Origin of the sequence: Cognatishimia sp. (assembly GCF_049116455.1) — a bacterium.
Lineage (GTDB): Bacteria > Pseudomonadota > Alphaproteobacteria > Rhodobacterales > Rhodobacteraceae > Cognatishimia.
This window is the reverse complement of record NZ_JAGDYW010000003.1, coordinates 1,220,363-1,234,816: the sequence shown is the minus strand read 5'-3', so window position 1 is coordinate 1,234,816 and position 14,454 is coordinate 1,220,363. Positions and strand designations below refer to the sequence as shown.

Annotated in this window: 12 protein-coding genes and 1 other RNA gene; 8 read left to right on the top strand and 5 right to left on the bottom strand. The window is 51.9% G+C overall.

What is annotated here, in order from left to right; all coding sequences use genetic code 11:
• Position 1 precedes the first annotated feature (1 nt).
• The 3 genes from rsgA to JXQ85_RS11125 form a co-directional block, all read right to left on the bottom strand.
• A complete protein-coding gene (gene rsgA / locus JXQ85_RS11135) occupies positions 2–1,027 on the bottom strand; it encodes a ribosome small subunit-dependent GTPase A (protein ID WP_421748972.1) in 1,026 nt (341 codons plus the stop codon).
• A gap of 167 nt (positions 1,028–1,194) precedes the next feature.
• Positions 1,195–1,293, bottom strand: an RNA gene (gene ffs, locus JXQ85_RS11130) — signal recognition particle sRNA small type.
• Positions 1,294–1,315: 22 nt separating this feature from the next.
• A complete protein-coding gene (locus tag JXQ85_RS11125; RefSeq protein ID WP_421748971.1) occupies positions 1,316–3,172 on the bottom strand; it encodes a 5'-nucleotidase C-terminal domain-containing protein in 1,857 nt (618 codons plus the stop codon).
• A 175-nt stretch (positions 3,173–3,347) separates the two neighbouring features.
• Here JXQ85_RS11125 and nudC point away from each other — a divergent pair, with 175 nt between their 5' ends.
• A complete protein-coding gene (gene nudC / locus JXQ85_RS11120; RefSeq protein ID WP_421748970.1) occupies positions 3,348–4,313 on the top strand; it encodes an NAD(+) diphosphatase in 966 nt (321 codons plus the stop codon).
• A gap of 73 nt (positions 4,314–4,386) precedes the next feature.
• Entirely contained in the window at positions 4,387–4,854 is a 468-nt protein-coding gene (locus tag JXQ85_RS11115; protein WP_421748969.1) for an SRPBCC family protein, read from the top strand.
• Positions 4,855–4,871: 17 nt separating this feature from the next.
• Here JXQ85_RS11115 and JXQ85_RS11110 read toward each other — a convergent pair whose 3' ends face one another.
• Complete coding sequence (locus tag JXQ85_RS11110; RefSeq protein WP_421748968.1) at positions 4,872–5,714, bottom strand: prephenate dehydratase; 843 nt, start codon at positions 5,712–5,714, stop codon at positions 4,872–4,874.
• A gap of 116 nt (positions 5,715–5,830) precedes the next feature.
• Here JXQ85_RS11110 and JXQ85_RS11105 point away from each other — a divergent pair, with 116 nt between their 5' ends.
• The 5 genes from JXQ85_RS11105 to JXQ85_RS11085 all read left to right on the top strand — a co-directional run bounded on the left by JXQ85_RS11105 (position 5,831) and on the right by JXQ85_RS11085 (position 12,285).
• Positions 5,831–6,355, top strand: a complete 525-nt coding sequence (locus JXQ85_RS11105; RefSeq protein WP_421748967.1) for a c-type cytochrome — start codon at positions 5,831–5,833, stop codon at positions 6,353–6,355.
• Positions 6,356–6,578: 223 nt separating this feature from the next.
• The gene (locus tag JXQ85_RS11100) at positions 6,579–8,513 is read left to right on the top strand and encodes an extracellular solute-binding protein (RefSeq protein ID WP_421748966.1); all 1,935 of its coding nucleotides are present in this window, start codon (positions 6,579–6,581) and stop codon (positions 8,511–8,513) included.
• A 6-nt stretch (positions 8,514–8,519) separates the two neighbouring features.
• Entirely contained in the window at positions 8,520–9,605 is a 1,086-nt protein-coding gene (locus JXQ85_RS11095; RefSeq protein WP_421748965.1) for a microcin C ABC transporter permease YejB, read from the top strand.
• Positions 9,605–10,711, top strand: a complete 1,107-nt coding sequence (locus JXQ85_RS11090; RefSeq protein ID WP_421748964.1) for an ABC transporter permease — start codon at positions 9,605–9,607, stop codon at positions 10,709–10,711. The genes JXQ85_RS11095 and JXQ85_RS11090 overlap by 1 nt, the downstream gene beginning before the upstream one ends.
• Positions 10,708–12,285, top strand: coding sequence for an ABC transporter ATP-binding protein (locus JXQ85_RS11085; protein WP_421748963.1), 1,578 nt, complete (start codon positions 10,708–10,710; stop codon positions 12,283–12,285). Before JXQ85_RS11090 ends, JXQ85_RS11085 begins: the two co-directional genes overlap by 4 nt.
• On the opposite strand, the gene hemN is transcribed toward JXQ85_RS11085, so the two are convergent.
• Positions 12,286–13,641, bottom strand: coding sequence for an oxygen-independent coproporphyrinogen III oxidase (gene hemN, locus JXQ85_RS11080; protein WP_421748962.1), 1,356 nt, complete (start codon positions 13,639–13,641; stop codon positions 12,286–12,288).
• A 63-nt stretch (positions 13,642–13,704) separates the two neighbouring features.
• Between hemN and fnrL the strand changes: the two genes are divergently transcribed.
• Positions 13,705–14,451 carry a transcriptional regulator FnrL gene (fnrL, locus tag JXQ85_RS11075; RefSeq protein ID WP_421748961.1) on the top strand — a complete coding sequence of 249 codons (747 nt, stop codon included), beginning with the start codon at positions 13,705–13,707 and terminating at the stop codon, positions 14,449–14,451.
• The last annotated feature ends 3 nt before the right edge of the window (positions 14,452–14,454 follow it).

Sequence of the window (14,454 nt, the reverse complement as noted above, 5' to 3'; positions counted from 1 at the left end):
TTCAGCGGCCTTTGCGCTTTTTGCTGCCTTTCATCACGGATTTCACATGCCTTGAAAAGGTTTTCTGGCGCGTGCGCGCTTGAGCAAGAGATTCTGAATTATAGAGGTTCTCGCGTTCAAGTTTGCGCCAACGTTCCACACGGTCGGCATCAATTTCCCCAGCCTCGAGGGCGGCCTTGACCGCACAACCGGGTTCGCTTTCGTGAGAGCAGTCGTTGAATTTGCACTGTTGGGCTAAAGACTGCAGGTCTTCGAAAACCGCATCGAGGCCCTCTTGTGCGTCAAACAATTGCAACTCGCGCATGCCCGGCGTGTCGATGAGCCAGCCGCCATTCAGCATGCGTTTCAAAAACCGAGACGTGGTTGTGTGTCGTCCGCGCGAATCTGCTTCTCGCACAGCGGCGGTGACATCGCTGTCACCCGTCATGCCATTGGCCAACGTTGTTTTGCCCACACCTGAGGATCCAACAAAAGCGGCGGTCTGACCGGGTTTCACCCAATTCATTGCGGCTTTGACGTCAGCCTCGTCTTTGGCGTTTATGGTTTCAACCACTGGGGCCAAAGGCAATTGCTCGATCTGGCGGCGGAATTCGCTTGGATTGTCGCAGATGTCTGCTTTGGTGAGCAGAACAACAGGATAAGATCCAGCTGCATTGGCCAGCGCCAGATACCTTTCCAGACGGGCAATGTTGAAGTCGGCATTGCAGGAACTGACAATGAACAACGTATCAACATTTGCAGCGATCAGCTGAGGTTTGACTTCGTGTCCTGCGGCGCGTCGTTGCAGAAGCGTTTGACGCTCTAGAATCGTTGTGACTCGGAATTCATCATCTGCCAATACCCAGTCACCGACCGCAATTGCGCCGGTTTCATGATCAGGGGAGATTAGGCGGCTCACGCCTTCTGGGGAAAAGGCCGTGAGGCTGCTGCGATGCACTTCGGATACGCGAAACGGGCGCGCAGTGTCGTCGTCAATTTGGCGCGTAAAAAATGAAGACCAACCGAGGTCTTGTAAATCATATGTCATTGATTTGCCGATGAAACATTTGGTTCGGCAGCCTTGCGGTGAAGCAAGGTGCGAGCTGGTTCAGGCAAGGCAAGCCTTGTCTCAGGCCGCTGCCCGAAGGGCGGTCATGACAATCATAAAATCCCTCCGTTCGTTTCGATCAGCGCTGAGGCAGCGCGAATTAGGCTAGGTGAGAGGCTGAACATCGACCCAAGCGGGGCTCGTTACGGCTGCTTCCTTCCGGATCTGACCGGGTTGGCGAGGCGCTTGCCCGCGCCAACCTCTCAGAAGCTGATATAGGCTGGGCCTTTACGGAATGCAAGCGAGCTGCGCGGCATCCTGTGAAAGTGAGATTTGGCATTCCAGAAAACCCTGAACGTTTCGCGATAGCGTGCGTAGCGGGAGATCCGGAACATGTCCTTGAGATAAAAGAGACAGTGCTTTTGGTCCAATTTCGACTAACGCTGATCCGTCTGTGATAGCGTGAAATCGCCATGGTGAGGGCGGTAAGTCTGCGTCTCTTATGCCATTTTTTAGGTAATTTTCCAGAAGCTGACGGCTGTCGCAAAGCGGGATTTTGATGCGTGAAGTAGTGGTTGCATGGGGAAAGTTTCCGCCGCCCCCGGCGCGATAGCTATTGGTGAGTAATGTAAATTGTTGATTGTCAGTGATGTCGACACCCTTGAAGCGCAGTGCCCGAACGCGATTGCTTTCTGAAATACGTTTGCCCTGGACGTCAAAGCGCGCAGGTTGCGACAGATCAAATGCGTAAGTGATGCCGAATATTGTATCAAAACCATAGCACGGGAATTGCGGATCTCTCAGTCGAGCAGGGTTAGAATTGGGTCGGATCCGATTGAAGTTGGAGGCCGACATCTCCAGCCAGTCGCGTATTTGCGCTCCAGTCATGCGTAGGGCGACCAGTGCATTTTGAAAGGGGTGTAGCCGGTTGAGATCCGACTTTGACACCATTCCCGCATCGACGTGAACGAAATTGTCAGGGCCCCCTCTGCCACCGCCTTTAAAGGGGCTCGCGGCACTCAATAGAGGCAGATCATCAGGCAGATTGTCCATCAAATGAGTACGCGCATAGTGCAATTGTGCAGTTGCAGAGACCGCAACAGATGGATCACCAGGTAAGCGTGAATAATAACTGTGAATTGGAATGTCGGTGTTTCCTACGGTCCGATTTAGAGTTTTCTGGCAAGCCAAATGCATCGGCAAAACACTTTGTTTCAGATCTGGATCAAGCGTCGCATCCGTGGTGTTGTGTAACTGAATATCGCTTTGGGTGATAACTGCGCGACGATCCATCATTTCGATCTGCAAGCTAATATGCCCCAGCTTGCTGCCATTGAATCCGGGCATCACTGTAGGAATGCCATGTAAATATCCGGCGCGATAATTGATCGCGTCGGTGGACGGCATCGTGGGGTCTGGCAGCAAACGATGCGTGTGTCCACAAATCATGGCGTCAATATCGGCAAGTTCAGAAATAGGGAGTGCAGCGTTTTCCAGTCGAGGTGACCAATCGGATGCGCCAATCCCGCTATGCAGAAGACAAATCACGAGATCCGCACCTTCAGCTCTTAGAGCTTCGGCTGCGCTTATTGCGGTTTCGACGATATCAAAAGTTTGCACACGATCCCGCAAATGACGGGCGTTCCAGGCTGTGACTTGTTCGGGAAGCAATGACATCAAGCCAATACGCATCATATGAAACCGCCCTGTTTGATCGATGACGCGTTGCTCAAGAATCTTGCGCGGTAGCCAATTCTGGTCAGGATACTGAATGTTTGAGCCAATAATCGGGAAGTCCGCCCGTGCGACGCAACGCTCTAAGAAGGGTAACCCGTAGTCAAACTCGTGATTGCCCAGCCCCGCCGCGTCATAGCCCATATGGTTCATGGCCAACATTACAGGGTGTGTTCCGTCAGTGAGTGTGGAATTTTCAGCTGCAAAGTCACAAACAGGTGTGCCCTGCAAAAAATCTCCGTTGTCTAATAGGAGGCAATTTTGATGGGTTTGTCGTAGGTCGGTCACCAGGCTATGCATTTGACATAAAGAACCTGATTTCTCGGTTTCGTTAGTTGGCAAAATTACGCCATGCACGTCCGATGTCGCTAAAATATCCAATCGAATTTTGATTAAATCGACAGTTTTCATATCGAGCCTCCAGTCGCCAATCGCAAAAGAATCGTTTGGATAAAAGCACTTCGTCACAAGTGTTGATTCCCCTATAGGGAGAGTCAATGATTTTTAATCACCTATAAGGCGCGTGCAATTGTGAGGAACATTGCCTAGATAAGCGCCAACCAATGTAAAAGTGGATAGTGTTGGCATGGCGAATTTCGAGGGCGTAACCTTTGGCGGTTCCAATTTAGATCGCGCAGCAGAGTTGCGGGATAATCCCAATAAGATGACTGATTTTCTTGCTGATCCAAATACGCGAGCAGTAGTGCTTTGGCGCGGTAAGCTTCTGATATCAGGAGAGGAAAATAAGTATCTTGTTCATATGCGTTTAGAAGAGCCTATGTTCAAACATGCTTTGGAGGCCCCAATTTTTCTGGGTCGAAACGAGGGTCAACCGCTGTTCGCTTTTGATATTTCCAAATGGGAACCAGAGGCGCAGGACCTACCCGATGACGGTTTCTTAGACCAAAGCGTGCAACATTTTCCGGGCTGTCCAGAGGATACGGTTTTTCACGAGCTGCGAGCTGTTATGACTCATTTGTCTGCGCGTGATGCCGAAATGGCCGCGACTGCTCGTTCCTTGTTTGAGTGGCATAAAATGCATCGGTTTTGCTCGACCTGTGGCCACGAAAGCGACGTGGCGCATCAAGGCTGGCAACGTAATTGCCCCAGCTGTGGGCGCATGCATTTTCCAAGAACTGACCCGGTTGTCATCATGTTAATCACCCATGGCAATAAAGTTCTGGTTGGGCGCGGGGCCGGTTGGCCCGAGGGGATGTACTCCCTGCTTGCAGGATTTGTTGAACCCGGCGAAACGCCCGAAGCCGCGGTCAGGCGAGAGGTTTTTGAGGAGGCAGGAGTTCCTGTTGGAAAGGTGCGCTATCTAGGAAGCCAGCCCTGGGCGTTCCCGTCTTCTTTGATGCTTGGGTTCGCAGGAGAAGCTTTGAATACAGAGATTTCGATTGACCCGAGTGAGATCGAAGAGGCGTTTTGGTTGAGCCGAGAAGAGATGATGTCAGTCTTTGCAGGGTCTCATCCTGTGATGCGAAGGCCTCGAAACGGGGCAATTGCTCACTTTATCTTAAAGAACTGGCTTGAAGATTGCCTAGATTAACGCGAGAATCGACCAAAATCGGGTCAACCGTTTCGACGTAAACAGTTCACGTAAACCTATAAAGAGCAGCACAATGGAATTTACCGCCAGAGACGATGTCGATGTTCCCATCGAAGCAGCTTTTGATCTGCTGTCGGAATATGATTTTTTTGAGCGCATGGCCATGCGTCGCGGCGTTGAGGTTCAGCGACACAATCCTGAAAACCCAATCGGTGTTGGCACCAACTGGGATGTTGATTTTGCATGGCGAGGTAAAGACATCCCAATGCGCGCGCAGATTATCACGTTTGAGCGTCCAGACTTGATTGAGGTCGAAGCCATCATGCCAGGTATGGATGTGACAGTGCAATTTGAACTGGTCGCATTGTCCAAGCGGCGCACACGCTTGCATTTCAAAGCAACATCGACGGCAAAAACGCTGCCAATGCGCCTTCTGTTGCAATCGCTTAAGTTGGCGCGAGGCAATATCGATCGGAAATTGCAAGACCGCGTTGGCATGCAATGCCGAAACCTAGAAGAACGCTACTACCAGGCTGCTTAAGACATGCCTATTCCGACTTATTCGTAGTGACGGGTTATGGCAGCCGGGTAGACGCCTAGGATATCTAGGTAGTTGGTGAAATACCTAAGTTCGTCAAGTGCGCGCATGACTGCCGGGTCGTCAGGATGGCCTTCGACTTCTGCATAAAACTGCGTGGCCGTGAAGCGGCCATCAACCATGTAGCTTTCTAGTTTGGTCATGTTCACGCCGTTGGTGGCAAAGCCGCCCATCGCTTTGTAAAGCGCTGCTGGGATGTTGCGAACCTGGAAAACAAAGCTGGTGATCATGCCGTGGCCGTTGTCACGACGTGTACGGTTTTCTTCCGGGGCCATGATCAAGAAACGTGTGGTGTTATTATCGAAATCTTCGATGTGCCGCGCCAGGACGTCGAGCCCGTAGATATCGCCCGCCAATTCTGACGCCAGCGCAGCCGCAGTCTTATCACCTACTTCGGAAACTTCGCGCGCTGCGCGGGCGTTATCAGGGCTGACACGTCCTCGAATGCCATGCTCTTTCAAGAAAGTCGCGCATTGCGGCAATAAAACTAGGTGAGAATAAGCTTCTTTTACATCAGACAGACTCGCGCCCGGCACCGCGAGCAAGTTGATATGCACCCGTACGAAGGCTTCATCAATGATGTGCAATCCACTTTGCGGCAACATCCGGTGAATATCTGCGACACGTCCATAAGTGGTGTTTTCCACCGGCAGCATAGCCAATTCAGCCTTGCCTGTTTTAACCGTATCGATCACCTCTTCAAAAGTGGTGCAAGGCAGAGCTTCCATCTCTGGTCGTGCGTCGCGGCAGGCCTCGTGAGAGTAGGCGCCGGGTTCTCCTTGAAAGGCAATCCGATGTGTCATGTCACTTTTTCCATCATTTTCCCAAAGAAGGGCGATTGGTCGCGGTAACTATACCTTGCGTTCCTCAGAAGGAAGCGGATAGATACGCCGCAAACGCCACGAGATGGAAACGTAGCATGTTCGACACGATGACACTGACAAAAGTAACTGGCGCTCTGTGCGGCGCGCTTCTGGTATTCCTGCTGGGTGCATGGGCGGCTGATGCTCTGTATTCCACCGGTGGTGGCCACGGTGCCCACGGTGATGAAGAAGCCAAGCAAGGCTATGCGATTGAAGTCGAAGTGGCTTCTGCTGGTGCGGTTGAAGAAGGCCCATCTCTGGAAGAGCTGCTCGCAGCAGCTGACCTGAAAAAAGGCGAAAAAGTATTCGGCAAGTGTAAAGCCTGCCACAAGCTGGAAGATGGCGCGAACGGCACTGGCCCGCACCTCTTTAACGTTGTCGACCGTACTGTAGGTGCACAAGGCGGTTATGCTTACTCCGGTGCGATGGTTGCGGTTGCGGAAACATGGTCTGCAGAGAATCTAGACGGCTTCCTGACAAGCCCGAAGAAATTCGCACCTGGCACAAAAATGGGCTTTGGTGGTCTGAAAAAACCAGCTGACCGCGCAAACCTGATTGCGTATTTGGCAACTATTAAGTGATCTAAATCACTGATACAGAATTCCGAAAGGCCGTTGCACATGCAGCGGCCTTTTCTTTTTGCGATTGGGTTCTGGTTGAGACTCAATAGGTTAGAACATGCCGACGCACGACAAGATCACCACTTGTTTATGTATTCTTAGCTTGAATGCAGGCCCGGCACAGACATACTCTAAGTTAAGAGAACCTGTGCAAGCGTTACTCCCCAGCAGAAAGGGCCGATACATGGCAAAACATGCCGAAGAAAAGAAGTTCCTAGAATTTTCACGTCGACATGTGCTTGGCTTAATGGGCAGCAGCGCCGCTGCAATTGGTTTTGGTTTGCCGGGACGTGCGTATGCGGATGATCAAGAGATTGTTAAGTCCCACGGGTATTCATATTTTGGGGATCTGAAGTACTCTGCCGACTACAAGCATTTTAACTACGTAAATCCCGACGCACCCCGAGGTGGTCAGATCGTTCTGTCGGCAAGGGGCAAGTTTGACACGCTGAATAGATTTGCACGCAAAGGTGATTTTGCTGCGCATTCTGGGTTAACCGGCGAGTCAATGTTTGCAACTGGGCCTTTCGGTACTGCCATTCCATCTGACAGTTTGACGGATTCTTATGGCCTGCTTGCACATACTATTGAATATCCGAAGGCCCGAGACTGGGTGATTTTCCATATGCGCCCGGAAGCTCGGTTCTACAATGGAACTCCAGTGACTGCGCATGATGCGTTGTTTTCCTATAACCTGTTTCTGGAGCAAGGCATCCCGGGTCTACAGGCTTTGATGAAGCAACGGATCATTGGGGTTGAAGTCCTAGATGACCACACTATCAAATACTCTTTTGTGGATGGAATTTCTCGGCGGTCGTTGTTGGAACTAGCAGGCGGCTTAGATATTTTCTCCAAGGATTGGTACGAAGAAACGGGCGAACGCCTGGATGAACCTAGCCTACAGCCACCCATGGGCAGCAGCCCATATTCGGTCGCAGACTTCGAGATCAACAGTTACGTCGTTTACAAACGCAACCCAGACTATTGGGGCTATCACTTGCCGATCAATGTTGGTCGACATAACTACGACCGCGTGCGCGTGGAATACTTTGCTGACTCGGCAGCCGAATTCGAGGGTTTCAAAGCAGGTGACTTCAATTTCCGAGTTGAAGGTAGCACCAAGCGTTGGGCTACAGGTTATGATTTCCCAGCGGTCGAAAACGGGGCGGTGAAGCGCGAAGCCCTGCCAAGTGAACGCCCGCCAAATGGGACCGGGTTCATTTTCAATTTCCAAGAAGAGAAGTTTCAGGATCTGCGTGTGCGTGAGGCACTACAGCTGGCGTTTAACTTCGAATGGACCAGCGCATCCCTGCAATATGGCTTGACCACACAGCGCCACTCTTACGTTGAAAATACAGAAATTGAAGCGACTGGTTTGCCAGAAGGGGCGGAAAAGGCGTTTCTGGAATCGCTTGGCGACTTGGTACCGGAAGAGATTTTCACCACAGAAGCCGTGCGGGCGCACGCGTCAAACGAAGCCACTTTAGTGGATCGCCGTAACAAACGCAAAGCTCTGCGTCTGTTCTCTGATGCAGGTTGGGAGGTCAATGACCAAGGCAAACTGGAAAATGTAGATGGCGAGGTCTTCACGCTTAAGATCATGATGCATTCTGCCACCTCAGACACGAGCCGTGCGATCATCACGAACTATGTAAACAACTTGAACGACTATGGTGTTGAGGCTTCGATCGACAAAGTCGACTCGGCTCAAGCGCAGCAACAGTTCATCGACAAAGAATACGAGATGCTGTTGCACGCCAACCGCCCGTTTGAGACCAGCGGTATTGGGTTGTTGCAGCGCCACGGGTCCGAAACTGCCGATGAATCCTCCCACAATCTGCAAGCGTTAAAGAGCGAGCTGGTCGATGCGATCATTTATGCATCGCTGGACGCAACAAGCCGAGAAGAAGAAGTCGTTTCGCTAAAGGCACTTGATCGCGTGTTACGTTATCTTCGCATTCAGGTGCCGGTTGGGTATGTGGCGGATAATTGGGTGGCCTACTACGATATGTTCGGGCGCCCGGAAAAGCTGCCTGCGATGTCTGTTGGTTACCTCGATTTCTGGTGGATTAACCAAGACAAATACGATGCCCTCAAGGCCTCCGGCGCGGTGAGGTAACGATTTTTGGGAGCTTATATTCTACGACGTTTGTTGTTTGTGATCCCAACCTTGCTTGGCATCATGATCATCAACTTTACACTGGTTCAATTTGTCCCGGGTGGGCCAATTGAACAGATTATCGCGGAATTGCGCGGTGAGGGGGACGTGTTTGCGGGCTTTGCCGGGGCAGACGACATTGAGATCAGTGAGGGATTGGAAAGTGAATCCGACTATGTCGGTGCGCGAGGGCTTCCTGAAGAATTCATCAAAGAGCTTGAGAAAGAGTTCGGCTTTGATAAGCCGCCGGTCCAGCGTTTTCTCGACATGATGTGGAATTACATCCAGCTTGATTTCGGTGAAAGCTATTTCCGAAAGATTGGTGTGATTGACCTAGTGCTTGAAAAGCTCCCTGTCTCAGTCACTTTGGGCCTATGGTCGACGCTGATCGCCTACATCGTCTCCATCCCTCTGGGCATTCGCAAAGCCGTTAAAGATGGCACTGCCTTTGATACATGGACAAGTGGCGCGATCATTGTGGCCTATGCCATCCCTGGTTTCCTGTTCGCGATCCTCTTGATCGTGTTGTTCGCAGGGGGATCGTATTGGCGCATCTTCCCGCTTCGCGGCCTGACCAGTGATGGTTGGGAAGACATGACCTTGGTGGGTCAGATTCTGGATTACTTCTGGCATATTGCCTTGCCAGTTCTCGCCAGTACCATTTCGGCCTTTGCGACGCTGACATTGCTGACCAAAAACTCGTTTTTGGATGAGATCAAAAAACACTATGTGATGACCGCGCGTGCCAAAGGCCTGAGCGAAAGCCGCGTGCTTTACGGTCACATTTTCCGCAATGCCATGCTGATTGTGATTGCGGGTTTCCCGGCGGTATTCATCGGCGTGTTCTTTGGAGGCTCGCTGATTATTGAAACGATTTTCTCTTTGGATGGTTTGGGGCGCCTTGGCTTTGAAGCCGCCGTTGCACGCGATTATCCGGTGATCTTTGGGACGCTCTTTGTATTTGGCCTAATGGGTCTTGTGGTCGGGATCCTCAGCGATTTGATGTATGTTTTCGTGGATCCAAGGATTGACTTTGAAAGGAGGGAGGGCTGATGGCTTTGTCTCCAATCAATCAGCGTCGATGGCGTAATTTCTGCCGCAACCGGCGGGCATTTTGGTCGTTGATCATTTTCAGCGTTGTGTTCGGCCTCAGCCTCTTTGCGGAGCTTCTGGCCAATGACAAACCGATCTTGGTGAAATACCGCGGCGATTTCTACACACCGGTTTTCACTTTCTATCCTGAAACGGCCTTTGGCGGTGATTTCCGCACCGAAGCTGCCTACCGTGATCCTGAGGTAAAATGCCTAATTGCCACGGGCGGGTTGGATCTGTGTTTTGATGACCCCGAGGGCTATTTGGTGGATGCAGAAGATGGCGTGGTTGAAGGCGAAGCCATTGAAAAAGGCTGGGCGCTTTGGCCGCTTATACCTTATGCCTTTGATACGCCGGTGGACCGTCCGGGCGCTGCGCCATTGGCGCCGGATGGTCAGAACTGGCTGGGAACAGATGATACAAAGCGCGATGTGGTTGCACGGGTGATCTATGGCTTCCGATTATCGATCTTTTTCACGCTGATCGTGACGACCTTTGCCAGCATCATCGGTATCATCGCCGGGGCCATCCAGGGCTATTTCGGCGGCTGGGTTGATCTGATCTTCCAACGTTTCATCGAAATCTGGGGCGCGACACCAAGCCTATACATAATCATCATTCTCTTTGCGATTTTGGGACGAAGTTTCTGGCTACTTGTTTTGTTGACGGTGCTGTTTGGATGGACTGCTTTGGTTGGCGTTGTTCGAGCTGAATTCCTGCGCGCGCGCAATCTTGAATATGTCCGTGCGGCGAAAGCACTGGGCGTATCTAATCGAGTAATCATGTTCCGGCACATGCTTCCAAACGCCATGGTTGCCACGGTCACTATGCTTCCATTCATTGTGACGGGGACTATCTCGACCCTTGCCGGGCTCGATTTCCTTGGCTTTGGCCTACCTTCCTCGGCGCCTTCCTTGGGCGAATTAACCCTGCAGGCGAAACAGAATCTGCAGGCCCCATGGCTTGGCTTCACCGCCTTCTTCACCTTTGCAATCATGCTATCGCTTCTAGTCTTTGTCTTCGAAGGTGTGCGAGATGCGTTTGATCCACGAAAGACCTTTTCATGAGCATTCTTGAGGTAAAGGGCCTGCGCGTGTCCTTCCGCGTGGAAGGTCAGGATTTTGAGGCGGTCAAAGGCGTTTCATTCTCTGTTGATCGCGGCGAGACCGTTGCTTTGGTGGGCGAGTCCGGATCTGGCAAATCGGTCACTGCGCTTTCGACTGTGTCCTTGCTTGGCGCCAGCGCTCAGGTCTCGGGCTCTGTGACATATGATGGTCAGGAAATGGTTACCGCTGATGACAAACTGCTGCGCAAAGTGCGGGGTAATGATATCAGCTTTATCTTTCAAGAACCGATGACTTCTCTCAATCCGCTGCACACTCTGGAAAAGCAGCTGGGGGAATCCTTAGCATTGCATCAGGGAATCGTCGGTGACGAAGCGCGCGGGCGCATTCTGGACCTGATGAATAAGGTTGGGATCCGAGACGCGGAATCCCGGCTATCGTCCTATCCGCATCAGTTAAGTGGCGGTCAACGGCAACGTGTTATGATTGCAATGGCTTTGGCAAATAAGCCCGACATTCTGGTGGCGGACGAGCCTACAACGGCGCTGGATGTAACAATTCAGGCGCAAATTCTGGAACTGCTGGCAGAATTGAAAAAAGCCGAAGGCATGGGGCTGTTGTTCATCACCCATGATCTTGGGATCGTGCGGCGCATTGCCGATAAAGTCTGCGTTATGAAAGATGGTGAGATTGTCGAAGCGGGACTGGTCGCTGATATCTTCGCCAACCCGCAGCACGAATATACAAAAACGCTATTGAATGCTCGTGCCGCAGGTACTCCGGACCCAGTGGCTGAAGATGCGCCTGTCGTCGCTGAAACCAATGGCCTGCGCATCTGGTTCCCCATTCAACGCGGCCTGCTGCGACGCACCGTTGGTCATGTTAAAGCCGTCAATGATGCGACTATGACTGTGCGCGCTGGTGAAACATTGGGCATCGTAGGGGAAAGTGGATCCGGCAAGACGACGTTGGCCTTAGCCATGATGCGTCTGATTGCCTCCGAAGGCGATATTCGCTTCATGGGACAAGACATTCGTGAACGCAAAACCAATGAATTGCGTGCCTTGCGGAAAGACATGCAGATTGTTTTCCAGGACCCATTCGGGAGCTTATCGCCGCGCATGAGCTGCGAGCAGATCATCGCGGAAGGTCTGGGGGTGCATGGCAATCCTGATGGTCGTGATCCACGTGATTTGGTGGCGGAAGTCATGGAAGAAGTCGGTCTAGATCCGGCAACCATGGATCGCTACCCGCATGAATTCTCTGGTGGCCAGCGCCAACGTATCGCCATCGCACGGGCTATGATTCTGCGCCCGAAGCTGGTGGTTCTGGATGAACCGACATCGGCTCTGGATATGACCGTTCAGGTGCAAATCGTTGATTTGCTACGCAATCTGCAAAAGAAGTACGGCTTGGCCTACTTGTTCATCAGTCACGACCTGCATGTCGTGCGTGCTATGAGCCATAAGATCATGGTGATGAAACAAGGTGATGTTATTGAGGCCGGAGCAGCTGATGATGTCTTCATCAATCCGCAGACAGAGTACACCCGCGAATTGCTCGCCGCTGCAGATTGATCAGATCGCGGCGCTATGGCGCGCTTTGGTCTGATCGTAGGCGTCAAATGTGCGGGCAATCAGGCGGGTGAGAGGGCGGACGTCTTCAGGGATGTAGAGCCCCTCGTCTGACACTTGCATCAAACCATCAAACTGTTTGTTCACGGCATCAAAGCGCTTTTTCAAGACCTCCGCAGTAATGTCATAGCCTTCGCAGATCTCCTGACTGTCCACAGCGAAATCACACATCACGGCCTCGATTAGGCGGGCATTAAGAGTGTCGTCGTTTTGGAAAACATGGCCGCGCGAAACTGAAAAACGCTTCTCTTCTATGGCCTTTACATAGGCGGCCGTCGCAGGGGCGTTTTGCGCATATCCCTGTGGGAAGCGCGAAATTGATGAGGCTCCAACGCCGATCAATACATCTGCTTGATCGTCAGTATAGCCTTGGAAGTTTCGACGCAGCCTGCCGTCTTTGGCCGCAATAACCAGGCCATCTTCAGGAAGTGCAAAATGGTCGATTCCGATGGCGTCATACCCATCCCATTTGAACAGTTTTGCTGCAGTTTCAAAAAGGTCCAACCGTTCTTCAGGTGTAGGCAATGCATCCGATGGGATAAGCTGCTGACGCTTGGCCATCCAAGGCACATGAGCGTAGCCATAAAGCGCCACGCGATCTGGCGATAGAGACAACAATTTTTGAACGCTTTCAGTGATTTTTTGCGGTGATTGATCTGGAAGACCAAACAGGATGTCAGCGTTCAAACTGGTCACACCGCGCGCGCGGATCATATCGACCGCCTGTTTGGTGATCTCGTAACTTTGCAGCCGCCCAATGGTTTCCTGAATACCCGGATCGAAGTCCTGAACCCCAATCGACGCACGGTTCATGCCTGCTTTGGCCAGGGCGTCCAGCCGCGCGCCGTCGACTTCGTTAGGGTCGATTTCAACTGAGAATTCGCCATTTTCAGCCATCGGAGCAACATCAAAGATGCTGTCGGTCAACGATGTAATCATATCGGGTGATAAAAGGGTCGGCGTACCGCCGCCCCAATGCAATCGGGATAAAGTGACCCCGGATGGCAAATGTTTTTGTAAGAGCCGTAGTTCTTGCCTTAGGGTTTCAACGTATGCAGCTACTGGAGCGGCCGTCTGAGTGCCTTGAGTCCGGCACGCGCAGAACCAGCAAAGTCGCCGACAGAAGGGGACGTGTACATATAGGGAAATCTGCGTTTTTTCAGGGATTTGCGCAAGGCAATCGCGAAAAAAACCGTCATTGATCCCGGGATTGAAATGCGGCGCGGTTGGGTAGCTGGTGTAACGCGGCACTTTCGCGTCAAACAGTCCCAGATCGGAGAATTGCTGTTTTGGTCTCATAAGGATAGCGTTAGGGGAGCAACAACTGCTTCTCTTTGATACAGATCAAGGGTTTGGAAAAACATGACATTGGAAATGCCCACCGGTGCGCCACGTGATTGCGGAGATTGTCAGATCCGGCATCGTGCGGTTTGTTCGCGATGTAACGCTGACGAGCTGACATCACTCGACGAGATTAAGTATTATCGCAGCTATGAAGCCGGACAGACTGTTATCTGGTCTGGTGATCAGATGGATTTTGTTGGCTCGGTTGTAACGGGCATTGCTACCTTGACCCAGACCATGGAAGACGGGCGCACCCAAATGGTAGGTTTGCTGCTGCCGTCAGATTTCGTTGGCCGTCCCGGGCGAGACGCAGCTCCTTATGACGTTGTTGCAACCTCAGACATCGTCATGTGCTGTTTCCGCAAAAAACCGTTTGAAGCGATGATGGAGCGTACCCCGCATATTGCGCAGCGCCTTTTGCAGATGACACTCGACGAACTTGATGCCGCGCGGGAATGGATGCTTGTTCTGGGTCGGAAAAAAGCGCGCGAAAAGATCGCGTCGCTTCTGACGATCATTGCGCGGCGTGACGCGACGCTGAAATTGGCAACGTTAGAAGGTAGAATGGAATTTGATCTGCCACTGACCCGCGAAGCCATGGCTGACTATCTGGGCCTAACACTGGAAACTGTCAGCCGTCAGATTTCAGCGTTGAAACGCGATGGGGTGATTTCCCTAGAAGGCAATCGCCATGTCACCGTCCACGACATGGATCGTCTGCTGGAGGAAGCCGGTGATGACGCGGACGGTGGAGTATTGGCCTAAAGC